The 26661-nt window shown below is 52.7% G+C and carries 24 protein-coding genes; 13 read left to right on the top strand and 11 right to left on the bottom strand.

Going from position 1 to position 26661, the window contains the following annotated elements; genetic code table 11:
* Positions 1-61 precede the first annotated feature (61 nt).
* Complete coding sequence (locus ACR0EV_RS07760; RefSeq protein WP_480799562.1) at positions 62-523, bottom strand: DMT family transporter; 462 nt, start codon at positions 521-523, stop codon at positions 62-64.
* A gap of 106 nt (positions 524-629) precedes the next feature.
* On the opposite strand from ACR0EV_RS07760, the gene ACR0EV_RS07755 reads away from it, so the two are divergent.
* A complete protein-coding gene (locus tag ACR0EV_RS07755; RefSeq protein ID WP_480799561.1) occupies positions 630-1241 on the top strand; it encodes a TetR/AcrR family transcriptional regulator in 612 nt (203 codons plus the stop codon).
* Positions 1242-1316: 75 nt separating this feature from the next.
* Here the strand turns inward: ACR0EV_RS07755 and ACR0EV_RS07750 are convergent, their stop codons facing one another.
* Positions 1317-2687, bottom strand: coding sequence for an aminotransferase-like domain-containing protein (locus ACR0EV_RS07750; protein ID WP_480799560.1), 1371 nt, complete (start codon positions 2685-2687; stop codon positions 1317-1319).
* Positions 2688-2846: 159 nt separating this feature from the next.
* On the opposite strand from ACR0EV_RS07750, the gene ACR0EV_RS07745 reads away from it, so the two are divergent.
* Both ACR0EV_RS07745 and ACR0EV_RS07740 read left to right on the top strand, forming a co-directional pair.
* The gene (locus tag ACR0EV_RS07745) at positions 2847-3236 is read left to right on the top strand and encodes a DUF983 domain-containing protein (protein ID WP_480799559.1); all 390 of its coding nucleotides are present in this window, start codon (positions 2847-2849) and stop codon (positions 3234-3236) included.
* Positions 3237-3287: 51 nt separating this feature from the next.
* Positions 3288-4130 (top strand): methylenetetrahydrofolate reductase, encoded by an 843-nt coding sequence (locus ACR0EV_RS07740; RefSeq protein WP_480799586.1) that lies wholly within the window; start codon positions 3288-3290, stop codon positions 4128-4130.
* 70 nt (positions 4131-4200) lie between these two features.
* On the opposite strand, the gene ACR0EV_RS07735 is transcribed toward ACR0EV_RS07740, so the two are convergent.
* Complete coding sequence (locus tag ACR0EV_RS07735; RefSeq protein ID WP_480799558.1) at positions 4201-4950, bottom strand: SDR family oxidoreductase; 750 nt, start codon at positions 4948-4950, stop codon at positions 4201-4203.
* A gap of 95 nt (positions 4951-5045) precedes the next feature.
* On the opposite strand from ACR0EV_RS07735, the gene ACR0EV_RS07730 reads away from it, so the two are divergent.
* Complete coding sequence (locus ACR0EV_RS07730) at positions 5046-5960, top strand: AraC family transcriptional regulator (protein WP_480799557.1); 915 nt, start codon at positions 5046-5048, stop codon at positions 5958-5960.
* A 5-nt stretch (positions 5961-5965) separates the two neighbouring features.
* Here ACR0EV_RS07730 and ACR0EV_RS07725 read toward each other — a convergent pair whose 3' ends face one another.
* Positions 5966-6703: an SDR family oxidoreductase gene (locus tag ACR0EV_RS07725; RefSeq protein ID WP_480799556.1), complete on the bottom strand. Its 738-nt coding sequence runs from the start codon at positions 6701-6703 to the stop codon at positions 5966-5968.
* 93 nt (positions 6704-6796) lie between these two features.
* On the opposite strand from ACR0EV_RS07725, the gene ACR0EV_RS07720 reads away from it, so the two are divergent.
* Positions 6797-7693 carry a LysR family transcriptional regulator gene (locus ACR0EV_RS07720; RefSeq protein ID WP_480799555.1) on the top strand — a complete coding sequence of 299 codons (897 nt, stop codon included), beginning with the start codon at positions 6797-6799 and terminating at the stop codon, positions 7691-7693.
* Between the two features lie 1190 nt (positions 7694-8883).
* Here the strand turns inward: ACR0EV_RS07720 and ACR0EV_RS07715 are convergent.
* The 4 genes from ACR0EV_RS07715 to ACR0EV_RS07700 all read right to left on the bottom strand — a co-directional run bounded on the left by ACR0EV_RS07715 (position 8884) and on the right by ACR0EV_RS07700 (position 14287).
* Positions 8884-10215 carry a peptidoglycan-binding protein gene (locus tag ACR0EV_RS07715; protein WP_480799554.1) on the bottom strand — a complete coding sequence of 444 codons (1332 nt, stop codon included), beginning with the start codon at positions 10213-10215 and terminating at the stop codon, positions 8884-8886.
* Between the two features lie 161 nt (positions 10216-10376).
* Entirely contained in the window at positions 10377-11060 is a 684-nt protein-coding gene (locus ACR0EV_RS07710) for an IS6 family transposase (RefSeq protein WP_171647122.1), read from the bottom strand.
* Between the two features lie 813 nt (positions 11061-11873).
* Positions 11874-12983: a ParB/RepB/Spo0J family partition protein gene (locus tag ACR0EV_RS07705; protein WP_480799553.1), complete on the bottom strand. Its 1110-nt coding sequence runs from the start codon at positions 12981-12983 to the stop codon at positions 11874-11876.
* On the bottom strand, positions 12980-14287 hold the full coding sequence (locus tag ACR0EV_RS07700; RefSeq protein ID WP_171095421.1) for an AAA family ATPase: 1308 nt from the start codon (positions 14285-14287) through the stop codon (positions 12980-12982). Before ACR0EV_RS07700 ends, ACR0EV_RS07705 begins: the two co-directional genes overlap by 4 nt.
* A 390-nt stretch (positions 14288-14677) precedes the next feature.
* Between ACR0EV_RS07700 and ACR0EV_RS07695 the strand changes: the two genes are divergently transcribed.
* The 5 genes from ACR0EV_RS07695 (at position 14678) to ACR0EV_RS07675 (ending at position 19846) form a co-directional block, all read left to right on the top strand.
* Complete coding sequence (locus ACR0EV_RS07695) at positions 14678-15439, top strand: DnaA N-terminal domain-containing protein (RefSeq protein WP_480799552.1); 762 nt, start codon at positions 14678-14680, stop codon at positions 15437-15439.
* 263 nt (positions 15440-15702) lie between these two features.
* A complete protein-coding gene (locus ACR0EV_RS07690) occupies positions 15703-16578 on the top strand; it encodes a helix-turn-helix domain-containing protein (RefSeq protein WP_480799551.1) in 876 nt (291 codons plus the stop codon).
* Between the two features lie 209 nt (positions 16579-16787).
* On the top strand, positions 16788-17951 hold the full coding sequence (locus tag ACR0EV_RS07685) for an LLM class flavin-dependent oxidoreductase (protein WP_480799550.1): 1164 nt from the start codon (positions 16788-16790) through the stop codon (positions 17949-17951).
* Between the two features lie 96 nt (positions 17952-18047).
* Positions 18048-18575, top strand: coding sequence for a flavin reductase family protein (locus ACR0EV_RS07680; RefSeq protein WP_480799549.1), 528 nt, complete (start codon positions 18048-18050; stop codon positions 18573-18575).
* A 140-nt stretch (positions 18576-18715) separates the two neighbouring features.
* A complete protein-coding gene (locus tag ACR0EV_RS07675) occupies positions 18716-19846 on the top strand; it encodes a CobW family GTP-binding protein (protein WP_480799548.1) in 1131 nt (376 codons plus the stop codon).
* 61 nt (positions 19847-19907) lie between these two features.
* Here the strand turns inward: ACR0EV_RS07675 and ACR0EV_RS07670 are convergent, their stop codons facing one another.
* Positions 19908-20615 (bottom strand): GntR family transcriptional regulator, encoded by a 708-nt coding sequence (locus ACR0EV_RS07670; protein WP_480799547.1) that lies wholly within the window; start codon positions 20613-20615, stop codon positions 19908-19910.
* A gap of 463 nt (positions 20616-21078) precedes the next feature.
* Between ACR0EV_RS07670 and ACR0EV_RS07665 the strand changes: the two genes are divergently transcribed.
* From ACR0EV_RS07665 to ACR0EV_RS07655, 3 genes are all read left to right on the top strand, one after another.
* On the top strand, positions 21079-21969 hold the full coding sequence (locus ACR0EV_RS07665; RefSeq protein ID WP_480799546.1) for a dihydrodipicolinate synthase family protein: 891 nt from the start codon (positions 21079-21081) through the stop codon (positions 21967-21969).
* 222 nt (positions 21970-22191) lie between these two features.
* On the top strand, positions 22192-22542 hold the full coding sequence (locus ACR0EV_RS07660; protein WP_480799545.1) for a hypothetical protein: 351 nt from the start codon (positions 22192-22194) through the stop codon (positions 22540-22542).
* Positions 22539-23081 carry an RES family NAD+ phosphorylase gene (locus tag ACR0EV_RS07655; RefSeq protein ID WP_480799544.1) on the top strand — a complete coding sequence of 181 codons (543 nt, stop codon included), beginning with the start codon at positions 22539-22541 and terminating at the stop codon, positions 23079-23081. The genes ACR0EV_RS07660 and ACR0EV_RS07655 overlap by 4 nt, the downstream gene beginning before the upstream one ends.
* A gap of 114 nt (positions 23082-23195) precedes the next feature.
* Here the strand turns inward: ACR0EV_RS07655 and ACR0EV_RS07650 are convergent, their stop codons facing one another.
* Together ACR0EV_RS07650 and ACR0EV_RS07645 are read right to left on the bottom strand one after the other, a co-directional pair.
* Positions 23196-25265 carry a lipase family protein gene (locus tag ACR0EV_RS07650; RefSeq protein ID WP_480799543.1) on the bottom strand — a complete coding sequence of 690 codons (2070 nt, stop codon included), beginning with the start codon at positions 25263-25265 and terminating at the stop codon, positions 23196-23198.
* Between the two features lie 350 nt (positions 25266-25615).
* Complete coding sequence (locus ACR0EV_RS07645; RefSeq protein ID WP_480799542.1) at positions 25616-26596, bottom strand: helix-turn-helix domain-containing protein; 981 nt, start codon at positions 26594-26596, stop codon at positions 25616-25618.
* Positions 26597-26661 lie beyond the last annotated feature (65 nt).

Below are 26661 nucleotides of genomic sequence, written 5' to 3'. Positions count from 1 at the left end.
GATTTCATTACCTCTTGTTGTTCCCTTAACGGGAGGGTTTTTCTGTGAGTGATGACTTGGCTTAAGTCGCTTTTCCAAACTGCATGATCAGAACACCTGCAATCGACAGCACAGCACCAGTGATGCGATAGAAGTCCGCTGGTCGAGCAACGTTTCCAAGTAGCCCGTTCTGGTCCAGGATGAGTGCCATCGCCATTTGTCCGGCGACGACTGCGGCAATAAAAGCGGCGGCCCCAAAGCGTGGGATCAGAACCATGGTCGCCATCACGTAAATGACACCGATCACACCTCCTACCCACGCCCAGGGAGGAGCCGCATATAGTGATGATAAGCTTGGCAATGTCGGTCGAAGCCATGCGATGCCGACCACCAGGCAAACGAATGAAATTCCAAACGACAACAGAGTTGCCCAGAGTGGGTGGCCGGCAGCGCGGCTGAGCTCGGCGTTCATTCCGGCATGGATGGGTATCAAGGCCCCGCAAAGCAGAGGCGCAAACCACAGAAGTGCGATTTTCGGGTCCATCTTCGCGTCCTTTCCACAAGTGCCAAAATTGGGTTGCAGTATTTAAGGGTTTGCTCCAGACTGCGTCGGAACGATACCGTTTCGTCCTATATAAAGGAGAATCACGATGGAACGCAATAGTTCCGACGTAAAAAATCCTGATCGGCCGCGTCGGAAGCCGGCCGGGGCTGCCGTTTTGCAAGACACGGTGACGGAAGCAATCCAACGCGCTTTGTTCGAGGAATGGGCGGAAACGGGTTACTCGGCTCTACGAATGGAGCGCATTGCGGCTCGCGCAGGTGTCGGAAAGGCGGCGCTCTATCGAAGGAGTAAATCCAAGTTTGAACTGGTGACCGAAGCGGTGAAATCAGCGGCCACGAATATCACTCCAATTCCGGACACAGGATCTTTTGAGAAGGACGTTGCCAGGCTTATGCGCAGAATGGCTGCAACTCTGCGCCATCCGCTTGTGAGGCGGATTCTGCCGGACCTACATGCTGAGCACGCTCGTTCTGATGAATTGGCAGAATTGCTGGAGAGTGTGACGCGGGATCGCCGGGCCCAGGCAATGGTTATGTTGGACAGAGCCATTGAGCGTGGCGAGCTGACAAAAGACACAGATCGGCAAATGATCCTGGATATGTTTATCGCACCGCTCTACTGGCACGTCATTGTTCAGCATCGACCTGTCAGATCAGCAGACATTCAACGATTTACCAATCTGGTACTAAGTGTATAAAAATAAGCAATAATCATAAAGCAAGTTGAATAACTGAGACGAAAGTCGCTTGGGTTTTCGGCACAGCCTAACAGCCTAGGGAACCCAATTTTGATGGGTGATCGCATAATTCAACGCTTCGAGATCTTCAGTCAGCTGGCTGAATGAAATTGGGCCACCAAGGCAAACCCTAACCGCTTCATCGGGCTCTCCTGTCACCGTAAACGCATTGCTCGGCATGATCCCGATTTGACGATTGGCCATGTGACTCATCACATCAGCTCTGCTCGACCCTTCGGGCAGCTTGAGCCAGATATTGAATGCTTCGTTGCAGTCGACGAAGTCTTGGTCCTGCATGATCTTGGCCGCCAAGTTCTGTCTGCGGCTCGCCTCCTTGCGGACAAACTTTTGCACTGCCGCGGCTGTACCATCCTCGATCCATCGCGCCATCAAAGCTGTTGTGATTGGTGACGCCATGACATTCGATGCCTGCAAGGCCCGCGTGAAGTGGGTTTTCGACAGCCCAGACGGAACCACCGTAAGCGCAAGCCTCAAACCAGCGCCCAGACATTTCGAAAGACCCGCGATGTACCACCCCAATTCGGGAATCTGCTGTGAGATAGGCGGTGGAGCACCCGACGACACAAACCGACAAGCGTCATCTTCAATCAAAGGCAAACCGTACTTGCCCAAAACGGACGCGATCTGCTGACGTCGCTCCATCGGAATTGTAAGCGTCAGGGGATTTTGCAGCGTCGGGTTCAGATAAAGAGCAGAAGGTGCGTGCTCTTGGATAGCGGCATCCAGATCATCAGGAAGAATACCGCTGTCGTCTGATCTCACGCCAATTAGCCGAATACCGAGTTGGGCCGCGATGGCACGAATACCGGGATAGGTCACGCGCTCACAGATCACAATGTCTCCGGGCTTGGTGAGCAATGTCAGGATCGACAGCAAACTGGCATGTGCGCCAGGCGTGATTACCAATTGGTCTGCCGTAACGTCGATCCCGTTGATGTTCATCCAGCGTGCTGCGGTCTCCCGGTCTTGCCGGCTCCCGATAATGGATTGGTAGCGAAGCAGAGGAACTAGGTTTGCCGCAACATGTGTGAGGCCTTGTTCCATACGGGTCACCAGAGCCGGATCATCTGGCTCCGGGGGCATATTCATGTTCGGGTCTTCTTCCAGCGCGCGGCGTGGGTCTGCTTTTTCTGATGTTTCTTCATGCTTTCGGATAAACGACCCTCGCCCAACAAAAGTGTCGATGTACCCTCGCTTTGCGGCTTCAGAGTATCCGCGTGACACGGTTGTGAAATCCAAGCCAACAAGCTTGGCGACGCTGCGTTGAGGCGGAAGCCTGTCACCTGCATCAAGCACACCTGTCTCTACATCATGTCTGATCGCTTCCGCGATCTGGACATAGAGTGGTTTCCCGTCGTCGCGCAGAATCGGCGTCCATGACTTCAAGGCGTTGTTCCATTCAATTTAAAAGATTGTGTCTGTAGTCTTTAAAGATATTTAGAGCATATTTCAACATATTGTCGCATCTGTCATCATATTGATTGGCTATTGATTGCATTATGTCTGAAGATGGACTATCTGAGGCACGACCGAAGGAGATCAAAGATGTCCGACCTTGCAATTGACACCCACGACGACAGTGAAGAGCGCCCCATCAAACCCGCAATCATGAACGGGATGCGCCTCAAGTGCCCCAGATGCGGGGAAGGCAAACTACTGCACAGCTACATCAAAGTGAACGATGAGTGTTCGAATTGCGGTTTGGATCTGAGCCATCAGCGGGCGGATGATGGTCCGGCTTATCTTACGATCTTGATCGTTGGCCACCTTATGGGGTTTGCGTTGCACATCGCCTGGGTGACATGGAGGCCAGAACCCTGGGTCCTGGCTTTGAGCATGTCGGTCATTGCAGTAGTCGGTGCCTTGGCACTGTTGCCGGTCATGAAGGGCCTGATTGTTGGATACCAATGGGCCAAACGCATGCACGGGTTCTAGCCAACCGCCCTCCCAATGAATTCACAGCCCTTTCAGAGGATGGTTTCCTTGATGGATTTGAATTTCTATTCACTTGAGGCGACAGGAAAGACGATTGCGGATCTCACAACAGCCGCACCCCTTATTCCTGCGAGAACCCCTGTCAATGTGGCCTGGCTGAATGATGAGGATGATTACGACAGGCTGCGAACGGTGCGCCGGATCGACGACGCCGGATTATTGCCGGTGCCGATATTTGCAGCTCGTCGCCTTAAATCAAAGAAACACTTGTCTGACCTGACCGAAAAACTCCAGTTTGCGGGCGCACAGGGACAAGTCATGGTCGTTGGTGGTGACCCATCAAATACGTCGGGGCCATTCAACAACACGATGGATCTCCTTCGAACGGAGTGGATTGAAAAATATGCGATCAAGAGGGTCACCTTACTGGGTTTTCCTGAGGGGAACGCTGCCATAGGCTATCGTTCGGACGTGGCCCTACTGGAGCAGAAGGTAAAACTTCTGGAGTCCTACGGGTGCAGCGTGAGTATAACAACTCAGCTTGCCTTTGATCCCGACAGAATTCTCAACTGGATAAGCCAGCTTCGAAACATTGGTGTTAGCCAGCCGATCCAAATTGGGATACCTGGGCCGACCAAAAAGGATCTCCTGCTCAGGTTTGCACGCTCATTCGGGGTTTCGGCTGGCGGGTTGAACAACGTGAGTGTCACCGTGGACGGGATCGTAGATTTCTCCCGTCTGGTCTGCTTGATCGAACAAGGGCTGCAACGACGCAATTTAGCTGATGTTGCGGTTCACCTTTATCCTTTTGGTGGCGCGAAGGTTGCCGTTGAGTGGCTTGCTGCGACTAAGGCGCGGCAAGTTCGGGACGCCTCGAGCAAAATGCTAGCCTGAGGAAAAAGGCCGCCGTTAGAGGTCGGCCATTTCAGTTCTTAGAAAAGTTTTCTTATTATTATTGAGGGTATCAGGCCGCCAGTGCGACCGAGTCCTTACCGGCAGGGATCCGCAGCGGACTAGTGGTATCGGTCACGGCTCTCCAGATTGCCTGAACAACATCCTCTGAAAAGGTGAACTCTTTCCCTTCAGCGTTCATAAAGGCCGCCATAGTCTGTTCGACGAATGGCTTGTAGTCTTCCGGCGTGTCATTAGATTCTGACATCAGTGCCATTGCGTTCTTGCCGAAATTCGTTGTTGGCGCCTGACCAGGTAGAACGATATGGGTGCGAATACCCAGAGGAGTCAATTCAAGGGCAAGACATTCGGTGAAGGCATTCACTGCGGCCTTGCTTGCTGTGTAGACCGAAGCCAGCGGCAGCGGTTTGAGTGTAACGCTGGAAGAGACATTCACGATCACCCCCGACGCTTTCGCGCGCATTTGTGGCAGCACAGCTCGGACCATTTCCATGGTGCCAAACGTGTTGGTCTCAAAGATCCGATGCAGGTTATCCTCTGAAGTACCCTCAAAAGGGGAAAGCCAGCCGACGCCTGCATTGTTCACCAAAGCGTCGATGGGGCCCGCAGCTTCCACAGCCTTTGTGATGCTCTCGCTGTCCGAGATATCCAATGGCAGGATCGTCAAACGATCCGAGGCCGGAAGTAAGGCCTCATCTGGCTTTCGCATTGTCGCAACAACCGACCATCCTTGTTCGAGGAAAAAGCGCCCCGTCTCCAGGCCAAATCCCGAAGAACATCCTGTGATCAATACGGTGTGCATGACGTTGTCTCCTATTTGTTGATGCCTTGAAAGTAGAGGACGTCAGCAGTATTATATATAATCAATAGTCCGTTTCTTGTTATCCATGGTCCGAAATGGCAGATCCATTCTCTGAAATCATCAGCCTCCTTCAACCCAAAGCATCCTATTCAAAGCTGGTGCATGCATCGGGACCATTTCGAGTGCATCGAGAGGATGTAAACGAGGCCTTCTACTGCTCACTTCTAACCGGACGGGCACGCCTGGAGGTCGAAGGAAAAGAACCATTGGTATTGAATGCGGGTGATTTTGTGCTGATCCCTGCGGTCAAATCCTTCACCTTCTCAAGCATGGACCCTCCGCCACCCGCTGATTTGGTCAACCACCCGGTGGAGGGTGAAGACGGTATTTTCCGGCTTGGGGCATCTGACGCGGATCCAGAAGTTCAACAGCTCGTGGGACACTGCACCTTTGCCAGCCCGGACGCTGATCTATTGGTCTCTCTACTGCCTGATCTGATCTTTGTCCGCGGTGAGGGTCGGTTGGCTGCGCTTACGGGGCTTGTTCGCGACGAGGCTCGCGCAAACAGGCCGGCGCGAGATGTGATCGTCAAGAACCTTTTGCAAGTCCTACTGATCGAAGCCTTTCGCTCTGGCGCGGACCCGACCCCGACTGCCGGCCTTTTGCATGGATTGGCAGACGTGCGGGTTGGACCCAGTTTGCGAGCTATGTACGCGGCCCCGGCTCACAGTTGGACTGTTCAGGCTCTTGCAACCGAAGCTGGGCTGTCTCGATCTGCATTCTTCACCCGGTTTGAAGGGGTCATGGGAATACCCCCAATGAGCTACTTGCAAAACTGGCGGATGACGCTGGCAAAACACATGCTCCGGGCAGGAGATCTCAGCATTGCCGAAATCTCTGCCCAGACCGGGTACGGGTCGTCCAGTGCCTTCAGTACAGCATTTTCCCGCTATGTTGGATGCCCACCCGCGCGTTATTCAAAGGCAAATCTACTGGAAGCGTCGGGCTAAGCTTTTCAGATGACACCGCCATTGGCACGAAGAGTTTGCCCACTAATCCAACAACCATCAGGTCCGGCCAGGAGCGAAACAACAGCAGCGATATCTTCGGGGGTTCCGAGCCGACCAAACGGGTTAGTCTTTTTTATGTTTTCGATCACCGCCTGGGGCTTTCCGGTCATGAACAGGTTGGTCCCGACTGGCCCAGGCGCGACAGCATTCACGGTGATGCCACGTGGGCCCAATTCTTTGGCTAGCACATGGGTCATGGCTTCTACCGCAGCTTTTGTCGCCGCATAGACACCGTAAGTCGGCTGATAGAGCCCGACAACACTGGATGAAAGGCTGATGATTGCACCACCTTTATTCAAACGGTTGGCGGCCTCGCGCATGCCACGAAATACACCGCCAACATTTATGGCGCAGTGAGCCTCGAAGTCAGCATCAGAGGTAGAGGCAACTGCGCTCAGGCGCATCATACCCGCGTTGTTGACCAGAACATCGACCGCTCCGAGCTCCTGTTCAGCCGCATCGAACAATCTTGGCATGCAGGATGGATCAGAAATGTCACCCTGAACTGCGATTGCCTGGCCGCCAGCTTTTTTGATCGCGTCTACAATCTCGTTCGCTCCGGCCACATCACTTGCATAGTTGGCAATGATTGCATGGCCATCCTGAGCCAGGCGGAGTGCGATGGCTGCACCAATCCCTTTGCTGGCGCCGGTTACAATTGCCGTTCGTTGTTCGTGTACCATGTCAGTCTCCTTTCTGTTTGCAGCGAAGATAGATATGGAGACAAACCAGATAATCAGCCTTGTTTTGGAAATATAATTCGTTAAAAGCGAACAATGATCGATAGACTTGAAACCATGCGACTTTTTGTTCGGGTGCTGGAACGCGGAAGCTTCACAAAGGCCGCAGCGGATCTGAATATTCCGCGGTCAACCGCAAGTGAAGCCATCCAGAGGCTGGAGCGTGACCTTGGTAGTCGGCTGCTGGATCGCACGACACGCCACGTAGCTCCAACACCGGATGGGCAAGCCTATTACCAAAGATGTGCGTCCATTTTGGGTGATATTGAAGAAGCTGAAGGAGCACTGCGTGGGCACGAGCCCTCAGGTCTGCTGCGCCTTGATGCCCCCGGCACTCTGACGCGGGTATTCCTGCTGCCGCACCTGGCTGATTTTTTCGCGATGTATCCCAAGATCACCCTTCAACTTGGCCAGACAGAGCGCCTGGTGGACCTGGTGCGCGAGGGCGTTGATTGCGTCATCCGCGCAGGCATTCCTGATGACAGTGGCATGATAAAACGGCACCTGACCGATCTCCCTGAGATCACCTGTGCGAGTCCATCGTATCTGGCCAAGTTTGGCACTCCCACGTCGATAGACGATCTGAAAGGTCATCAGATGGTCGGCTTCCTGTCTTCGCGAACCGGCGGCGCACTACCGCTGGAGTTCAAGATCGGTGACAAGCTCAAGGAATTTACGTTGCCAGCGCTGGTTACAGCAAATGACGCGGACACAGTGCATCATCTGATCCGAGACGGGTTCGGAATTGGACAAGCTCCAAAGTATCGTTTTCTGGAAGACTTGAGAGCGGGACGCCTTGTAGAAGTTTTACCGGATATGCCACCATCGCCCACTCCGCTCGCTGCATTTTACCCACAAAACCGACAACTATCACCGCGCGTCCGGGTTTTCCTCGATTGGGTCGTTCGCATTTTCGACAAGGCAGCGCTTTGACCAAGTGTCTAGGGCCGTCCTCTTGACTTTGCAAAGTCCGCTAACTGCGCATTGCTGTCATTGGAGCTTCGCGCAGCAGCAGTCAATTTTGGGCTCTCTCTTGCCATCGGAGTCAGCGCAGTATCTGATCAGCACAACCGCATAAGCCCATCGCTGACGGCCCGTTCCGGACCTTGAGACAAGGATCGTAATGCCGCGGTGCGACCTGTCAGACCGGCCATTCACTGCGCTTGCGAACTCTGGTCGGCGTCGGAGGTCAGGTGCGCGAACAAAGTTCGCTTTCGCTGCTGTGTTTATGAGCTCGTCAAAGACGCTGTACAACTATTGGAGCTAGCGGAGCTATATGGGTCGCCGAGGCTGTCCTTGGGCTTGACGGCGGGTTTCACAGGGAGGAAGACGAAAACCTTGGGGAGTTCTGTCAAAGAGTGTTCAAGGCTTACGTGACTTTCGAAGGTTTAGAAGAATGCCGCTCCAACAAGCTAAGCGACGAGGATCTTCAATTCATAATCGCAGCTGACAACCCGGAATTGGCGCTCTAGCTTTATCGTGGGGAGGAGTTATCAAACGCTGACGTTAAGTCCTTTGCCGGAAAATAAGGAGTCGATATGGGGTGCGACGCGCCGAACTCGTACCCCCTCGTTGGTAATCGTTAACCCCCTCAAGGCGCGCCGCGTGCTATGTCTAACTTGATGACATGAAGCAAATGAGACCCTCTGGAGGAAATTCTCATCGGATTTGGGCGCACAAAACGCGCATTTTGCCAACTCTAAGTGACTGGTGTGGGTGGCACACCCAACTCGTGACCCCCTCTTTTTTAAGGTCAAAAACCAGTACGTGCTAAAATAAAGACGTGCCACCCACGATGAAAAATATCGCATTGAGACAAATCTGTGTCCACGATTCCCCCGGAAACCATCCGTTCCGGTATTGGAAACAGACTGTTTCGCCTCTTTTTCGTTCAATACGGGGTTTCCCGAATATCCGCATTCTGGGTTGTGTGGCACGTTTCAATCACCGACACACACTACCACTTGCTCTTCGTTAAGGGACTGGCGTCTACCCCCTCTGCCAGTCCCTTTTTGCTTTAAGAGCCTTGTTCAGGCCACCACGGCAATACTCCCGGTGCTTCGACCTCGTTCCTTAACAACCATTCTCATATTGCTGCCCAGTGGTTTTGCGGTCTAGCTTTTTTAATTGTCGACGTTTGCCCAACCAACGACGGGCGTAGGAACGCCATTGTTGAGCATATTGCCAGTCCAGAATCCTTGTTGATCTTGCGAGAAACTCACCGTCTTCCAAACGCCTGATACGTTGGTAGGCCAATTCTGATCGAAAAGTGTCACGGTATAGGTTGTTGGGTCGGATTGGCTGACAGATACCGCTTGAACAATTCCAGTGTGGCCATAGGCGCTAAGGCCTCCTGGCAACTCGATTGATATTACTGAACCAATCAGTGGCGGTGTCTTAGACTTTCCATTTTCATGGTAAGAGATTCGACTGGGAGAGTTAGACGCCAGATTTCTCGCTACATCTTTGCCGTGGCCAAGAGATTGGACCGGAATTTTTAGTACAGATGTTGCATACCTTTTTACCAACTCAACACACTGAAATTCTCCGTTCGCTACACCTTCTGTCAGGCCATTGGAATTTGACTTGGACTCTAGTGTGAAGTTGTTGCCGCCAAAAGAAATACCGAGCGTTCCTTTCGTTTGGCCATAGGCAAGCAGACCGCGAACTAGGGTGGCCGTGCTGTAGATTGTCACTGCGCTTTGGCCGCTTGAGCTAGAGTTGATGGTTGAATTTGAACTATTGCCCGCAGGCAGGCTTGTTTGTTTCGGAAAACTCAAACGATGCTGAGAGCTGCTCGACGAACATCTGGTAAATGTTTTGGGCGATGAAGATGACGACTCAAAAAGCCCTGTTATTTCTACGTACTGCTCATTTGAAAGTACATCAAACCACCAATCATGAGTAAACACTTGGTTTCCTAAGTTGCATTCGCCACGAAATCGAGTGACTCCTTTTCGGATATCAGTACGTCCGGTTGCGCATCCATCTTCGTACCCGAATGCGATACCCTTTCCTTGGATAACTCTCATGCTCTCATAAAAAATTTCATATGGTATATGGTTCAAATCACAAATCGCGACGTCGTCAACATAAACACCACTCAGCAAGGGGGTAAGTGCGCTCACTCCCATTGGGGGTTTTGAGCCGCTACAAGGCATTGATCCTGTTGTTGCACCATTCAGCAATCCCATCGTGAGTTGGGTCGGTTGTCCTGTTGGTGTCAAACACTGCTCAACCTGAAATTCCATAAACGCCTGACGGGTTTGCGGGCCTGGATAGCCATCAGCGATACCGGCGTTGTATCCAAGAGCATTTAGTTTGGACTGCATTTGCGCAGCTTCTGGGCCTGTATCCATGGCAAAACTTTGTGGCTGCGCCATCACAATCTGTGGGGTTAAAGCTCCAACCCCAACCAAAGTCGCGTAAAGAAGACTTAGTGTGTGTTTTCTCATTTGACCCACCGCACTGTTTCTAAATTTTCAGACGGCTGATCGAACGGCTGTCTGTTTGAGCAGTAAACGCCACACACAGCACGACGGTCAAACGGCACCTCGACGCCATGGTTCTGTCGCAATTTTCATTGAAGGCTGGGGAGATGGCGCAGGTGGGTTGGTTATCCTGCCAGTTGAACAAACTGCTGAAACGGATGGAGTCCGGGCGTGAATTGACCTTTGCGGATCATGTTGACCAGTTCGATGCCAGCCAGGGCAGATGCAGCTGAATCGAAAGACTTGAAACCCAGCATGGGCCTGATCCGACGTTTGATGAAGCGATGGTCTTGCTCAATGATGTTGTTGAGGTACTTCCGTCTGACCATCTCAATCGGTACCGGGCAACCAAAGCCTTTCAACATCTTGTTTATTGCTTTGATGCCAGCTGTGTTTGCACCGCTTTTGTCGATGACAATTTTCCGTGGCAAACCGTTCGCCTCAAGCGCACGAGCGAAGAACTTGGTCGCAGCCGCTTTGTTCCGGCGCTTGGATAGCATGAAATCAAGGGTCTTTCCGTGTTTGTCGATAGCGCGATAGAGATAAACCCACTCACCCTTCACCTTCACATAGGTCTCATCCATGCGCCATGAACGGTCGGCAGGGCGCTTTTTGTACCGTGAAGCATCAGCTACAAGACCGGCATATCGACTCACCCAACGGTTCAGTGTTGCATGATCCAGTTCAACGCCACGTTCCGCCATGATTTCTTCCAGATCCCGGTAAGACACACCGTATCGGAGATAGAAGAAAACAGCATACAAGATCACTTCTTTCGGAAAGTGTGCACCCTTGAATGAGATTGTCACGGTCTGCTCCTGTAATTTGGAGCATGCGCTACCAAAACTAAGCTTGACCTGACAGGTGGGAACAAAGTTTGCGACAGAACCTCCGAGGTCTCGCCCATGCGCCACGAACTCTGTATTGGACCCTTCTTTGACTGCGTGCTCATCCTATACTAAGAAAATTTCTAATGCTCTTTATTTGGCTATTTTGGTTATTAGTATGAGGCCTATGTAGCGGCCCAATGTGCGTCATCAACGGTCCGGACACTGCAAGTGCATCGCAAGGTCAAAAGTCCCGATTAGCAATACATCTGCCTTGCCATTCGTCTCCATTAAAACACGAGGTTCTCTCAAAACTCTGCGAACCCCAATCTGTGAAGCGCGATGCGCTGTCTTGCGGGCATATGCCCGCATTCTCGAGGGAATCGTACCGCTCGAGATTAACAGCCAGTCTGCGAGAAACTCTTCCGTGCCTGCCCTGCCCTCGCAACACTCCGTTGTTCCCGGAGTTCAAAGGTCTACTCCATTTGATACCAATGATGCGCCGGTTATCTGCCGTGCCGAATTTCACTGAAGCGTGCCTATGCACTGATCCTTCTGAGGGGCATGTTTGAGCCATCAAATTCACAAGGAAATCGAAAGCAAGTCGAAGCTCCTTGCTCGAAGTATTGCGCAAGGACTCCACCAGTCAGTGCCGATTTCAAAGCTTTGCTTTTTGGACGGTTATGGCTCGTGGCGCCTGAAAGCTTCCGGGTACAGGAACCAACGCGAAAACTTGTGCCTCTAAAAAGGCGCGGACCAACGTCCGCGCCCTTCTAAATCTATTAGTTCGAAACCTTACCCGTGGGTAAGATCGTCCTCTTCGGGCAATGCTTCAATGAAGGCTGAAATCGCTTCCTCCAATTTGTTGCGATCCACCCGCGTAAAATCCAAATCGTATTTCAACTCGATGCGCCCGCTCGAAGCAGAGCATTTTGCGACCCCTGCCCGTCCCGACACTTGGAACGTCGTCTTTGCCCGCCGTGGCTTGCTGCTACCTTCACTTGCCGACTTCTTACTTACGCTAGGCTCTTGCTCTCCCAAGAACGACCTCAGTATCGCAACTTCCCGAGCGCCATCACGATCTGGTTCACTCATCAGCGTGTCACTCACACGCCGGACCAAACCTGGCGTTGCGTCGAACTTTCGCTTCAATTCCACTCCGACATTGCGCGGAATGTCATTCGGATGCATGAGCGCCTTGTCCATCATCATCAGCAAGCTGGCGAAAGATCTTATGTAGCTGCGCTTGGTATAACTCGCGGACTTGAAAAGTTTCGACACGGCCTTGTCCACATCGGGACAATTATTTGCGGGATCTTCAGCATAAGCACGCGCCAACGCGCCCATTTCCGCGAATGAGATATCCTTGCGGATCAGGTTTTCATCCACCATCCGCCGATAACTATTGTCGAGATCACTTGACTCGGAAATCCCGGCAGGGATCTTCGCGTATATCTCTTCGCCGGTTTCCTCAAACAGAGCTCGATATGCAGATAGTCGACGCATCCCTTGAATCAGTTCAAACCGACCATCTGCACGACGCTCAAGCCGGATCGGATTGGACAAACCGATATCTCGAATGGATGCTTTGAGCTCGTCCAACTCAGGGTCCGGGCCCGGCTTGCGATCTCGCGTCAATTTCTCGGTCAGAACGTCAGCCAGTGCCACATGCTCTGTAACAAGCCCTTCGTTCCGCAAACGAACCAGTTCATGCGCGAGTGCATCGTTTTCGGCACGAATAGTTTCTTCTGTTGACTGCTGATCCCGTAAAGCGTCAGCGTTTTCTGAAATCGCTGCGGCCATAGGGCCGCGTCGCTTTTCCAGAACTTTGTCCGGCACCTTGCCAACAGGAATGTCGTCCATGGCCGGTATATCGATATCGAACATTCTGCGCTTGCGGCTCATGCCTCATCCTCCAGCTTGTCCCAGGCCGACAGCATGACGCCCCGGAATTCCTCATATACGTTGTCAAAAGTCGACCGAGCGCGGCGCCATGTTTCCCGCGTCATCTCTCGGTAATCCATCTCATATACTGAACTGAGAAAGCGGCCGGACTGTTCAACCGCGCGCGTCATCTCGACCGGATGTTCGGCGACATGCTCACCAAAGACTTTCTTGAAAGCCTCAAACATCGCAAGGTGAAGAGCGTTACCGGGCTCGTACCGTGTCAGCAGGAACCGCAGCTCGCAAAACGTTTTTGGCAGGCCGATCTTACCCGTGGGTAAGGTTTTGTCGAAACCATAAGCCAAATCCTCCAAAGCCTCAGCCAGCTGACCTATGAAGGATGTGGTGGAATCATATTCCCAATATCCGGGGCCTGACGGGATATACAGCATGTCCGCCGCGAATACCGCGTTCATCGACTGATACCCAATGGCCGGGGGGCAATCGAAAATGATCAGGTCATACGCGTCATCAGGTATCTGATCCAGATATCGGGACACGGCTGCAAAGAATGACCACTCGGGGTTAAGGTGTCGGTACTGGGCCGAGGCAAACTCGACGAAGGCTGCGTTTGCACAAGACGGGATTGCGTCGATGGTGGACCACGACGTCTTGCGAATGAAGTCAGAGATTCTCAGATCGCCAAGACCCATGTCTGTAATCGCAGGTGGCAACTCGCGGCGGGGCAGGGCGGTTCCCGATTGTGCGGCAACGGGACGGTTGTTCATACGCTCCGTCTCGCGGATCAGGTCACGCGCCATGATGCCCCAGACAGTATAGTCTTCTGCAACGTCCGTCAGGCCCATCGAATGGCTCAAGGTCGCTTGCGGATCAAAGTCAACCACAAGCACACGATACCCGTCCAACGCTGATGCATGCGCAAGGTGCAGCGCCACAGTCGATTTACCGGCACCGCCCTTGAAGTTGGCAACAGCAGCGCGAATTGCGCGCTTGCCTTCCGGGCGTGGGGGCATCAGGGATTTACGGTTCACTTTGAGGCGGCGGCGCAACTCATTCACTTCTTCCAGGCTGAACCAGCGCTGGCGACCGTCGGGCTCGACCTCGCCACCCGGAAGCGAAGGATCCGCCGCCAGCTTGCCACGAAAGGTCGATTGATTGACCCGGAAGATCAGCTCGGACACCTCCCAGCTGGAAAACCGGCGGAGGGTCTTCTCCATCTCGGGGCTAAAGGTCTGCTGGCGAATCCAACCCTGCAGCTTAAGGGATTGGTTACGCAATGCGTTCAGGTCTTCGTGCGTGTACATGCCTCAGGTCTCTTAGTTTGGAACGTAAATTTCTGTTCGTTTTCTATTTACGACCGATTTGCACTTTACGCAAAAGAAAATATGATGAGACTACAATCTTACCCACGGGTAAGAAAACAAAGCCTTTAGGGGTTGGAATCGATTCGGCAGCCCCACCGCATAGCTCGATGGAATAAAGGCCCTCGCTCCACGGCATTTAGGGGGACAGTCAAAGCCCAAAGCCTACATATAGGGGGACATATAGGTCAAATAAGGGGACAGGCAGGATGTCCCCCCTCACCAATACTTCACCAGATTCTTTTTTAAATTTGATTTCGAATGGTCCCAAAATTCTCCTGAATTCAGACTCTTCTTGACAGAATCGAAGCTTTGGACGCTAATTGAGCCAAGATGACGAAAAGCGTTGGCAAACGGCGCGAACATGGCGGGAATAACCCGTCTGAGGCAGATAAAGCGGTGAGAACGGGTATGCAGCTGGCTAAACCGGTCGGGCGTAATGCAGCGGCCTTGAAATACGATATACTCTCTGCGCTGACCGTTCACGCGTTGTCCGGAGATAAACATAGACAACGCAGTATTCTGCGTATCATTGCCTTGATTACGACCAGATATAACTGGCGAAGCAATGAATTGTCGATCGGGCGTGAGGAAATAGCGCGCCTGTGGACAGTGAACGAAAGGACGGTAAAGCGCGAAATGGCCAAATTTCGCGCATTAGGTTGGGTAACGGTCAAAAGGCCCGCAGCGCGCGGCAGAGTTGCCGTGTACGAAATTGACATCAAACAGATCATGATCGACACCCGGGAAGTCTGGCCTGTCATAGGTTCTGATTTCCATGCACGAATGACGGATGAGCCCGAAGCGGAAACAAACATCGTACCTTTTGCGATCAAGCCTGCAACCAGCGAAGTTGGCGAGGGTGATGTCTGGTCACAAGTTCAGTCGATTCTTCACGGTCGCGATCCTGAACTTTGGACCAGTTGGTTTCAGCACCTGTCCGAAGGTGAAAGGGCAGGGGGGTCTGTGACCCTTTATGCACCGTCGCGGTTCATGGCTGATTACATCTCGCAAAAGTGGAGCCAGCGTTTGCTTGCCGCGTATAGTCGCGTAGATCCCGATGTCAGAGTTGTGCGCGTGGAATCAACTGAGTGAAGTCTGCCGGACTGATGTGAGTGGCTCTTTACCAAAAGTCTTCATTGAACCCGTAGGACTGACCCAATTGGATACTGCATAAGTCAACATGACATATCTGCGACAACTTCCCGACGACAAGGCTTGCAGCGCCTGAACTTGACAGGTCTCGAGGCGCCATAGTTTACTTTGGCAGGTGGCCAGGCTCCGGTTCCCCGACCCACCTTGTTTGTCGGCCGATTGCCTGTTGAGCTCTTGAGCGCGAAGCCTCAGGAGGAGGGAGAATGAGCGAAATTTCCTATAAACAACTCCCGGACTACGCGCCGGGAAACTTGTTGGGTAGTGGCGACGGGCGCGGATGGTCTGGCATCAATTACCGCAGCTACCGGCATCTTGGGATGGAAATTGAGCTGCCGCCAATGGAAGATTTCCTGGTGATTGCGTACGATAAAGGCCGCACACCTGTGCAGCGAAAAGTGGGCACCACTTGGAGCGACTATAGCCTTGGCGTGGGCGATCTTACACTATTGAACAAGTCAGACCGATCGGAATGGGCGTGGTCAGAAACGGTTGAAGTGTCACATGTGTACCTTAGCGCCGAATTGGTCGAGAGCGTAGCCAACGAAGTCTACGAACAGGAGGTACGCGACATTCGCTTGCGGGATACATTGAAAGCGCGCGACCCCGGTATTTCCAGATGCGTTTCGGTTATCAAAACCGAGGTCGGCGAAAACAGTGTTGGCGGTTCCTTGATCGTCGAAGCGGCAGCGCGGGAAATGTCGGTCCGACTGCTGCGGAAATATGCTGACACCCGGTTTGGTTCTACCGCACGTTTTGGCAAGCTCTCGCGGGCTGAAACAAAACGCGTTGTCGCTTTTGTTCAGGATCAGTTGCGCGAGAAATTGTCTTACGAACAAGCTGCGGCCGAAATGGGCCTTGGGGACTGGAACTTCATGCGCAAGTTCAAATCCACTTTCGGGCATTCCTTTCACGACTATGTCCTGACGCAACGGGTGGAACGTGCGGTTTCCCAATTGCGCAACACGCGCAAACCGATAAAGAACATCGCTTTGGATTGCGGGTTTTATGACCAACCGCACATGAACCGCGTGTTCAAGAAAATAAAGGGCGTGACTCCAGGATCTTTGCGCAGAGCGTGAACTGTTTTCCCCATCCTCATGCAGGGCGGGGACAACGCGAGCCTGTGCAAGATTGTGCAAGAAATTCACAGAATCTTCCAAGAGATTATCGGGCCAGCTTGATTGACTTAGCGGATCTTGTGCCTTGGCGTTTCGGGTGGTCCCGAGTCAGCGGCACCAAATCGCGCTGCGCGCATGCAGCGTCGCATGGACTTTACGGGAGGATACCTATGCGGATGAACTTCGGGATTTTCATGGCTCCGTTTCACGCGCCGGGGCACAACCCTACGATTTCACTGGAAGACGATCTTGAACTGCTCCAGCATCTGGACACGCTGGGCTATGATGAGGCTTGGATCGGGGAACACCATTCCGCTGGCAGTGAGATCATTGCATCCCCTGAGATTTTCATCATGGCCGCCGCCGAACGCACCCAGCGCATCAAACTGGGGACAGGCGTCGTGTCGATGCCCTATCACAACCCCCTGTGGACCGTGGAGCGCATGGTTCTGCTGGACCATCTCACGCGCGGGCGCGTGATGTTCGGTATGGGTCCGGGTGCCCTGCCTACGGATGCATCCATGCTTGGCCTCGAACCCCAGCAGATGCGCCCGATCTTTGAGGAATACATTGATATTGCCTATAAACTGCTGACGACGGACGAGCCGATCAACTACCAGTCCGATCGGCTGACGTTGAAAGATGCCCGGTTGCATCTGCGTCCGTATTCCGATCCGTTGTTCGATCTGGCTGTTGCTGCCGTTGCCTCACCTTCCGGAGCAAAACTTGCCGGGCGTTACGGGGCCGGTCTGCTGTCTTTGGGTGCGACCGTTGCCGTGGGCATGGATGTTCTTGCACATCACTGGACCATTCAGGAACAGGCTGCGGCAGAACATGGTCAGGTCGCGGATCGTGCGAAATGGCGGTTGGTCGGGTTGATGCATCTTGCGGAAACTGAAGAGCAGGCCCGTGAAGATGTGAAATACGGAATGACCCAATGGTTCAGGTATTTCCAGAACGTGGCAGCCTTCCCGCAGATGGCCGTTGAAGGTGGCAATCTGGATGAGATGATTGATTTCGTGAATGGCGGTCTCGGCGTGATCGGCACACCTGAGATGATGGTCAAGCAGATCAACGAACTTGTCGAACAAAGTAATGGCGGGTTCGGTGCTTATCTGACGCTTGCGCATAACTGGGCGAACAAGGCGGCGACGTCAAAAAGCTTTGAGCTTTTTGCACGCGAAGTCATGCCGCATTTCCAGTCTTCCGGTAGCGGTTTGCAGGCAGCCGCAGACCGTGCGCAAGCGCGCCGTGATGGGTTGGCAGAGAAGCAACTGAAGGCAGTGGCCGAAGCCACGGAACGGTATGAAAAAGAAACCGGCACTGCAGGCTAAGATTCAGGTTTTCTTGTCTTTACTGCCAAGCAATCAAGGGTCACGCGCTGGGCGATGTCGCGCGCGTGGCTCTTTCCCACGCAAGGTTGCACAGTTATGAACACCCCAAAAACAACGGCTTCGCACCACGAATCCGTGGACGAAACGGCGTTTCGCCAAGCCTGCGGTCACTTTCCCACCGGTGTCGCGATTGTCACAGCTTTGGATATCGAGGGGCGGCCAATTGGGCTGACGTCAAACAGCTTTACTTCGGCTGCACTTTCGCCGCCGATGGTGCTTTGGACGATCGGCCCCAAATCGCGCAGCTTCGAGAGCTTTGCGCGCGCACGGTTCTATGCGGTTCACATTCTGCGCGACGAACAAAAAGAGATTGCCGCGCATTTCGCGGGTCGCAGCGACGACAAGTTCAGGGATCTGGAATGGCAGGCCGGCACGCAAGGGCTTCCGATCCTGCCGGATTTCTCGGTGTGCATGGAATGCGCTGTCGAAGACGTGCACCCCTGTGGCAATCAAAGGCTCATGATTGGTCGCGTGGTGAATATCCGGCAAAACGAGAGTACCGGTTCACTTTTTTATTTCCACAGCACCTTCGGCGCGCTTGATCGTCCAGTGACCGATCAGTGAAGAGGACCAAAGGCGTTGGTCTTTGGCAGGTCCGTTCCTTTCCCGGGTCGCTTGATTGTCCTGGTCTGTGCCTGACTGGACAGCCCAATTGAATCGCTTTAGTGATGTAATGTTATTACAAAACAGAGCTTGCGATGTTTATGACCCATGCCTCCCAAACTCAGCCAGAGCAAACTGACGACCTACGCGTTCCCGTGACGTTGCTTACTGGTTTTCTGGGGGCAGGGAAAACAACGCTGCTGAACCAGGTTCTTTCGGATTCATCTTCGGGGCGCATTGCGGTCATTGTGAATGAGTTTGGTGAAGCTGGGCTGGACCATGACCTGATTGAAACGGTGGACGGCGATGTCATGCTGATGTCATCAGGGTGTTTATGCTGTTCTATCCGTGGTGATCTGTCGGACACTTTTGTCAAACTGCTCGCGCGGCGGGATGAAGGTATGCTCAGCTTTGACAGGGTGGTGATTGAAACCACAGGGCTGGCAGATCCGGGACCGATCCTTCAGACACTGCTGGTGGATTCATTTCTTGCGCGCAATACGCGGATGGATGGTGTGGTAACGGTGGTGGATGCAGTGAACGGACCCGCGACCCTGGATGCCCAATTCGAGGCCGTATCGCAGGTCGCGATGGCCGATCTGATCGTGTTGAGCAAAACAGACCTTGTTTCCAAAGCTTCAGCGAAAGCCGTCACTGACAGACTGCGCGATTTGAATCCGACGGCCGACATTCTTCACCGGTCAGACCATGAATTCGCATTGAATAAACTTTGGAACCTGACGAGCATGCGGGAGGACACGCGTCAACATGAGGCTATTTCCTGGACGACGCCCAAGGTGGTCAACGATCCACTGGGCAACATTTCGGGGTTGATGGCAACGTCTGTCTCAAAACCTGTGACGACATCCGAGTTTAGTCGTCATGACACTGATATCTCATCCGTTTCGATTGTTCTGGATGAGGCGTTGGATGACGCAGTTTTTGACAAGTGGTTTGACAAATTGATCGCCTATAAGGGTCACGACATCCTGCGCGTGAAAGGCATCTTGTTTCTCGAAGGGATCGAGACGCCGTTTGCATTCCACGGTGTTCAGCACATCTTTGACCCGCCTGTTCCGTTGAAGAACTGGACCGGGAATGACCGGCGTACCCGTATCGTGTTGATTGGCCGCAACCTCAGCCGACCCGAGATACAGCGAAGCCTTGATTTGCTCCGCAAACCTGAGAATGCCGACGCGAAGCCTGTTCAAGCCGCCCGTGGCAGTGATTGAAACGCTGACCTGTCGGGACTGGCACGATCAAAAGAACAACATGCTGACGTCGCCTTATTCTTTAGGTCAAAGTCGACACAGCAAAATCAAAATCTTCGTTGTATTGCGCACTTAGGAAGTCAACGAACCGTTTGTGAAATTGTCGCGTGTGTTCATGGGCCAAATGGTCCGCGCGCGCGATGTCACGGTCCCGGATCGCTGTGATCATGTCCTCGTGTTCTGACCCCAACAGGGTGTCGGTGGCTGAAGACTGAATATAGTCGAAGTGCATATGAAGGATACGGCGGCCTTCGTCCAAAAGCTGGCCATAGGCTCGCGCCAAATACGGGTTTTTACCTGCTTGGGCGATGGTCATGTGAAAGTCGCGATTGGTGGCGGACATCGCGAGATAGTCGTTGGCAACACAGGCCCGGTCAAATGCCTGTGCTTCTTTCTGCATCAATTCAATCTCACTGTCGGACCGGTTTTGCGCGGCAAGCCTTGTGTTGATCCGCTGCAGGATATCCAACGCTTCGACGTAACGGGGAAACTCAGTCAAGTTGATGGGCGCAACAAGGGTAGAGCGGTTCGAAAGCATGACCACCAGCCCTTCGGCGGATAACCGGACAAGCGCTTCGCGCACAGGTGAGCGCGACATGACAAACCGTTCCGACAGGCCGGTTTCATCGAGTGGCGTTCCCGGTTTCAACGCTAGTGAAAGGATCTCGCGTTTGAGGGTCTCGTAGACGTATTTTGACCCTCCGCCCTTGGCGCGTTTCTTCGTTTCCATCTGTTTTCTGCTCATTTCCATTTTTTCCACAGTGGAGCGAAGACCCGAGAAGAAACTTGTGGTGTCTTGGTTTTTTTGTCGGCCCGCTGTGTTTGTATCAACAACAAGCATTTAGGCAGGATGTTGACAAGGCAATGGCTGACAAACGGTAGCTTGCTGTTTGTGGCACCGTATCGTGGCGCGGTTTTGCGCAGGAGGCCAGCAGGACAAGTACCAAGTAGAACAGGTGCCGTTCCGCTGCTCCTTTCAGTCGGTTGCGTGTGTGTGAATCTTGTCGACATATAATCGACAATATGCGAAATCACGGAAAGGGACCACAGTAGAATCAAGTTCCCGGTTGGCAGCTGTTGCGGTGTTCCCGCTCTGAAAAGTGCGCCAGTTTCGATTGCGCAGTTTGACGGTAGTACCTTCCCCACTGTTGGGCGGCATGGGGATTTGCAATGCGAGGAAAATAGGACCGTAAATGAGCTTTAACGTCAAACTTTCGGGTGTCATGCCTGCATTGGTCACTCCTTTCGGTGCGGATGACCAAATCAACTTCACTGCCTTTGAAAACCTGCTGACTCATTTTCGCGACGCGGGCGTGACCGGTTGGGTCCCGAACGGTTCGACGGGGGAATATTTCAGCCAGTCCACCGAAGAACGCCGTCAGGTGCTGCAATTCGTCAAGGATTTTGCCAAGGACGAAGAGATCCTGATCGCAGGCACCAATGCCCCCGCTACCCGCGAAGTGATTGAACAGACCGCGATGGCGAAAGAGATTGGTTATGACAACGTTTTGCTTGCGCCTCCGTTTTACACGCGCCCCACGCAGGACGAATTGATCAAGCATTATGAAATGGTTCTGGCCGAGGTCGATGTGAACATCGTGCTCTATAGCTATCCGCTCAAGGATGGGGCCGACATCTCATTTGATCTGATGGACCATTTTGCCGACAATCCGCGCGTGATTGGCATCAAGGAAAGCTCGGGTGTTTTGCAGCGCGCGATCGACATCGCGTCGCGTTACGAGGGTAAGATTCAGTTGGTTTCGGGGTCTGACGACATCGCGCTGGATTTCATGTTCTGGGGCGCCAACAGCTGGATCTGCGGGCCGTCGAATTGCATGGCCAAGGCCTGCTGCGAACTGGACCGGCTTTACAAGGCGGGTGAATTGGTGGCTGCCAAAAACCTGATGAAAAAGCTGTATCGGGCCATGAACATCCTTGAGAGTGGAAAGTTCGTGCAGAAGATCAAATTTGGGGCTGAGTTGCAGGGATTGGACGTTGGCGAATGTCGCGCACCGCTGGGTCCATTGACCGAGACGGAAAAAGCCGAGTTTTCTGAGGCCATGCAGCCCATTCTGGCAATGTAGTCGCATCTCTGAGTGATGGTTCGAACGGGTCATCACACAGCCAACAGAAGATGCCGCTTGGTGCAACAGGATCAGTCCAATCACAGCGTCGTCGTCGGAACCGGATTTATTGGCGCTGCCATAGTTTGTCAGCAGCAATAATGTGTTGGTCGATGCAGGGGATTGGGTTGCCTTGATTGTCAATAATTTGGTCATTATATTGTGGCATCAGGAGTGATCGATATGGAATTACGTGATCTTGTAGAAGACCGAATGATCTCACCGGATCGTTTGGCCCGGCATCTGAAAACCACCAAGCGTGAGATTGGTGAGACCTTGGGCATTGCGCCGGAATCCTTGTCTCGGCGGAAACGTGTTGCATCCGTTTCGGTTCAGACGTCGCTGCGTCATCTGGTCGAGATTCTGAATGCTGTTTCGCCGGCCGTTGGAAACTCGCTCATGGCCTATGCCTGGTATCGGTCTGAACCCATTATGGGGTTTGGCGGGCGCACTCCCGAAGAAATCGTCAAGGACGGAGAAAACGCGGCGTTGAAATCCCATATTCTGCGGCGTCTTGAAGGCGGTTACGCTTGAAATATACCATTCGGGTTCGGCGCACCGTCATCCGTGCTGCCAAACCGCGCTGGTCATATCTGCCGACTTCGGGTGAGGGGGCCGCGCGACGAGGTGGACGGTTCAACGCGATCGGGGAACCCGCTCTTTACACATCGCTTTCTCATGAAACAGCTGCGCGTGAAGTGCGTTTCAGCCTGAATCAAGAACCTTATACCTTTTATTTTCTGGCAGTTGATTGCCATCATATCGTTGATCTGACCAGCCGGGATACAAGGCAGGCATTGGGCATCTCGTGGGAGGAGATCGCCAATGATAACTGGGAATCCGAGATGCACCGGGGACTGATCCCTTCAACCCACGACGTTGCGAACAGGCTGAAAGGCAATGGCTGTGCCGGTGTTCTGGTGAACAGTTTCGCATCGGGCGCCTCGCCCGATGACGTCAACTTGGTTCTTTGGGATTGGGACACGGTTGACCATTTGCCGTCAAGCAAAGCAAACGCGGTGAAGGTCCTGCACCGGGACGATCTACCAAACAGTGAATTATCCTGGCAATAAGGCCACTCCCCCTGTTCTCGAGAACGTCTTAGTGGTCTGCAAACCACATTTTTTTAACAACACACTGAAAAAGCTTGGCAACGAACACTCATGTTCGCGTCGTAACGTTTTGTCTCAGATCTTCCGGAGTAGCCACAGCATTGCTCCCAACCAAAGTACGGTCATCGCCCCTGAAAGGAATGCAGCGTCAACACGAGAATAGTGTCCAGTGCTATCTGCGATCGCGTTGATGTCAGGGAACCGTGCCCATATCAAATAAAGTGTTCCGGTGAATATGACAGCCGCCAAACAACTTCGGACAATACCCATACTACGCCCGTACTTTTTTTGGCTGACGGCAAAGATAGTCGCAATCACAACCGCTATGCTTGCAAAGGCGCCCATGGCAGACACTTCGATCGTTGAGGAAACTTGCCCAACAAGCGGCACAAACCAGTTTATCAGCGCGTTTGGCACATAGGCTAAGAGTAAAACGGGAAGTACAACCAAAAGAACTATGGATACATTGCTGAAAGCCCTAACTGACTTCGCAAATGTACCGCTCAATGAGTGCTCCAACTTACCCGTATAGTCCTTGTTTCCTTGTTGAAACTCCAAGAGTGGGCTTGGTAGATTCTGGGTCGGAGTTCCAATTACAAACTCAGCAATTGCATCCCACATCTCTTCTTCTCTTGCGGCGCTGTGACCTCCGACAACGTATCGTATCTCGAAGCGCTCTTCATCCGCGGATGCGTCTTCAAACCCAAGGTGGCCGGCACCGCCGAGATCTTGAATGTTCCAGAGGTCGAAAATTCGCGGAAAGAACGCGACGACCCAATCCTTGGTCGCAACAAAGTTGAGTAAGCGGCGCACTTGTCCGTCACGTTGACGCGACTTCCAAGGATAGCCGCGTCGGACCACGGAACCTGCAAAAACAACATTTTCGAACCGACAGTCAGGAAAAAGTTCCAACATTTTCGCAAGCAAGTATGTTCCGTGGCTGTGGCCTACAAAGTGAAATTTTGCGTCTGGATATTTCGCACGGGCTTCGATGTATCGTTCAATAAGCCAGTGGACCTTTTTTCTTCTGTACCAAGGTAGCAGGAATGGTCCCATTCCGAAGTATCCATAACTGTCGACGACGCGCTCGAAAACAAGTCCTTTCTGTTTGCCTTGTTTCCAAATGCGCCGTGCAATCTTATCGGTCCAATACCCGGGGTCACGTATGCCATGAACAACAAAGATCACGTTGTTTGTTTCTTCGATCTCTGCTGTACCGCATTGTCCTGTGAAATTTGGGCTTGTTTCTTCAAAGGCTGGCCGTCTCAGTCCCCATGGTCGAACTTCTTCTTTTTCAAGGCGCTCGTCATCGTAGGTCAGAGCGGCTTTGATCGCGCGCCATCGAGGGGCCGCTTCGGGTGTGTTTTTACCCAGCTTCAGAATTTCTTCGTGACTGGTTTGGGGTACATCCAGGTAGTAGAAATTTTTTCCGGTGACCAAGTCCAGGGAGTCGTCCGGGCTTACAATATCGTCACGAGACCCCAGCAATTGAACAACCTTTAGATCTTTGAGGCGCTCGGCTTCGCTTGCCCAACTCAGGCGAAGCGTCGAGATAAAACTGGAGTTGCGTCTAACGGTGTTGACCAAATGCGGTAAGACCGGCTCAAGCGCGGTCAGGACTGAACTCGCTACTTGAATGCCAAGCGCTTTAAACGCGGACATGCCTCGGGTTGGTCCTATTCCTTTGTTCACCGCCGCAAGCAAAACCATCCGATCTTCGACGGTCGGTTGGCTCCAGTGACGAGATCTGACCGTGTCTCCATTCGGATTGAGCTCCGAGCCCTTCAGATACATCGCTCTTAAAACGAGGCCTCCTAAAGAGTTCCCAATAAAGACCACGCGATCATATTTGCCTTGCTTCCAAATCTGGTTGAGTTCCGAGGCGAGGCGGTCAATTAGGGTGGTCATCTTTCCGAAGCAAAAGACCGTACCCAATGAACCTTTCCATGGTAAAATTGGGGCCCAAATGGTGACTGGTGCTTCGTCCTTATCGTGAAGCTGCTTTATGTGATCAATTAGATCAGCCTGCATTTCTTGAGAGCGGCCGATACCGTGTGCGACAACATAAAGTGTGCGTGAGTTTTGATCCTTAGGTGAAAGGTTTTCGTTTAAAGTTGATCCAGGGTCGCGTTTGAAATGTGCCATGAGAATTCCAATGCAAATGAAACGGATACTAAGCCAGGTCCGCAAGTTATGTTTCTATCACAGGCACCAATTTATTGTGCGCGGTAAATTCGGCCGCCGCAGAACGCCTACGGAAACAAAAGAAGCCTGGTTCAAGTACCTTTTGCATCGCAAGCGTCATTCAAGTTGCCGCCTCGCATTGGTGCTGTGCGACAGGTATGTCCTTGCAAAGCCCACAACGCCGCAACAACTCAGTTCATCGCGGCCCTTAAGTGTATGGCCGAGAAATTCGGGTTTACAGGGGTCTGAGAATGTCAGAGGAAGCGTGCAGTGAACCGAGATTGGCTGCGAGTCAAACGGCCTTTATCTGTTCACGCGTTCCGTTTTTTTAGTGTCTCTGACGGCAACTCACCAAAAAACAGGCGATAATCCCGCGCAAATTGACCCATGTGCCAAAATCCGTGGTTATTGGCGACGTCAACAATTGTCTCCCCAGAAGATCCATTGAGCAAATCCTCTCGAACGTAATCGAGCCGCAGCCTGACGTAGTACGCTTTAGGCCCTTGCCCGAAACGTTCATTGAAAGCGCGATTGAGCGTTCGGAGAGAAGCTCCGCTTTCGACGCACAGTTCTTCGATAGAAACGGGCGATGTTAAGTTGTTGCTCATTATCTCCAAAGCTCGGTCGAGAGCCCGGCGTCTGGTTTGGGCCGTGCTTTTGTCCTGATGAACTTCGCTGTTTGTCAGGATGGTTAGCACTGCAAGCATCAGCGCTTCGTCAACTCCGTCGGTCCATGGCCGATTGGGGCTGCCCAACAAATGGGCAATCTCGTGTTCCAACCAGTCCATTCTGCGAGCGTTGTTTTTGGAAAGCAGCAATCTAATCGCTGGGCTGCCCGTTGGCAGAGCAAATCCGCAAGACTGTGCAAGGGTTTCAAACCGTCGCGTGTTGAAAGAAACGACGTTGCCAAAAAAACCGTCTTTAGACACGCCATCAAAACCGTCGCTGTTCCCGAACGTGAGAAACGCGTCGCGGTCCATTTCGCAACCTTGCCATGAATCGATAGTGCCCTGGCGTGAGATACCGAATGTGCTCCAGCCTTCGGGCGAGACACCGCGCTGATGTACGGCACCGCTCAGAGAAATATTCAACACCGATGACGCCGGGCCGGAACGAACAGCGATTTGCGTTGACAACCGGCCTTTACCCAGTTGGCGAAAATCTATCTCCCAGGGCGTCATCCCTGCAAGATCGTTCGGATGCATCAAGTCTAGCTTGATTGCAGGAGAGGCGGCTTCACTCGCGGTTTCTTCTTCGTCAGGCAAGTTTGGCCGATTTTTGATGTGGTCCATTCCAATACCCTGACAGTTTACCGGTAAAGAAAACAAATTCGAATAGGATTGAGTCAAGTGTCACG

This window comes from Ruegeria sp. CF8 (genome assembly GCF_056537285.1).
The sequence above is the reverse complement of the archived record's forward strand: the minus strand, read 5'-3'. Positions and strand labels throughout refer to the sequence as shown.

Excerpts from the sequence above, each read along its gene's own strand:
- ACR0EV_RS07760 (WP_480799562.1), bottom strand. The coding sequence starts at position 523 with ATGGACCCGAAAATCGCACTTCTGTGGTTTGCGCCTCTGCTTTGCGGG.
- ACR0EV_RS07755 (WP_480799561.1), top strand. The coding sequence starts at position 630 with ATGGAACGCAATAGTTCCGACGTAAAAAATCCTGATCGGCCGCGTCGG.
- ACR0EV_RS07745 (WP_480799559.1), top strand. The coding sequence starts at position 2,847 with ATGTCCGACCTTGCAATTGACACCCACGACGACAGTGAAGAGCGCCCC.
- ACR0EV_RS07740 (WP_480799586.1), top strand. The coding sequence starts at position 3,288 with ATGGATTTGAATTTCTATTCACTTGAGGCGACAGGAAAGACGATTGCG.
- ACR0EV_RS07735 (WP_480799558.1), bottom strand. The coding sequence starts at position 4,950 with ATGCACACCGTATTGATCACAGGATGTTCTTCGGGATTTGGCCTGGAG.
- ACR0EV_RS07730 (WP_480799557.1), top strand. The coding sequence starts at position 5,046 with ATGGCAGATCCATTCTCTGAAATCATCAGCCTCCTTCAACCCAAAGCA.
- ACR0EV_RS07725 (WP_480799556.1), bottom strand. The coding sequence starts at position 6,703 with ATGGTACACGAACAACGAACGGCAATTGTAACCGGCGCCAGCAAAGGG.
- ACR0EV_RS07720 (WP_480799555.1), top strand. The coding sequence starts at position 6,797 with ATGATCGATAGACTTGAAACCATGCGACTTTTTGTTCGGGTGCTGGAA.
- ACR0EV_RS07715 (WP_480799554.1), bottom strand. The coding sequence starts at position 10,215 with ATGAGAAAACACACACTAAGTCTTCTTTACGCGACTTTGGTTGGGGTT.
- ACR0EV_RS07705 (WP_480799553.1), bottom strand. The coding sequence starts at position 12,983 with ATGAGCCGCAAGCGCAGAATGTTCGATATCGATATACCGGCCATGGAC.
- ACR0EV_RS07700 (WP_171095421.1), bottom strand. The coding sequence starts at position 14,287 with ATGTACACGCACGAAGACCTGAACGCATTGCGTAACCAATCCCTTAAG.
- ACR0EV_RS07695 (WP_480799552.1), top strand. The coding sequence starts at position 14,678 with ATGACGAAAAGCGTTGGCAAACGGCGCGAACATGGCGGGAATAACCCG.
- ACR0EV_RS07690 (WP_480799551.1), top strand. The coding sequence starts at position 15,703 with ATGAGCGAAATTTCCTATAAACAACTCCCGGACTACGCGCCGGGAAAC.
- ACR0EV_RS07685 (WP_480799550.1), top strand. The coding sequence starts at position 16,788 with ATGCGGATGAACTTCGGGATTTTCATGGCTCCGTTTCACGCGCCGGGG.
- ACR0EV_RS07680 (WP_480799549.1), top strand. The coding sequence starts at position 18,048 with ATGAACACCCCAAAAACAACGGCTTCGCACCACGAATCCGTGGACGAA.
- ACR0EV_RS07675 (WP_480799548.1), top strand. The coding sequence starts at position 18,716 with ATGACCCATGCCTCCCAAACTCAGCCAGAGCAAACTGACGACCTACGC.
- ACR0EV_RS07670 (WP_480799547.1), bottom strand. The coding sequence starts at position 20,615 with ATGGAAACGAAGAAACGCGCCAAGGGCGGAGGGTCAAAATACGTCTAC.
- ACR0EV_RS07665 (WP_480799546.1), top strand. The coding sequence starts at position 21,079 with ATGAGCTTTAACGTCAAACTTTCGGGTGTCATGCCTGCATTGGTCACT.
- ACR0EV_RS07660 (WP_480799545.1), top strand. The coding sequence starts at position 22,192 with ATGGAATTACGTGATCTTGTAGAAGACCGAATGATCTCACCGGATCGT.
- ACR0EV_RS07650 (WP_480799543.1), bottom strand. The coding sequence starts at position 25,265 with ATGGCACATTTCAAACGCGACCCTGGATCAACTTTAAACGAAAACCTT.
- ACR0EV_RS07645 (WP_480799542.1), bottom strand. The coding sequence starts at position 26,596 with ATGGACCACATCAAAAATCGGCCAAACTTGCCTGACGAAGAAGAAACC.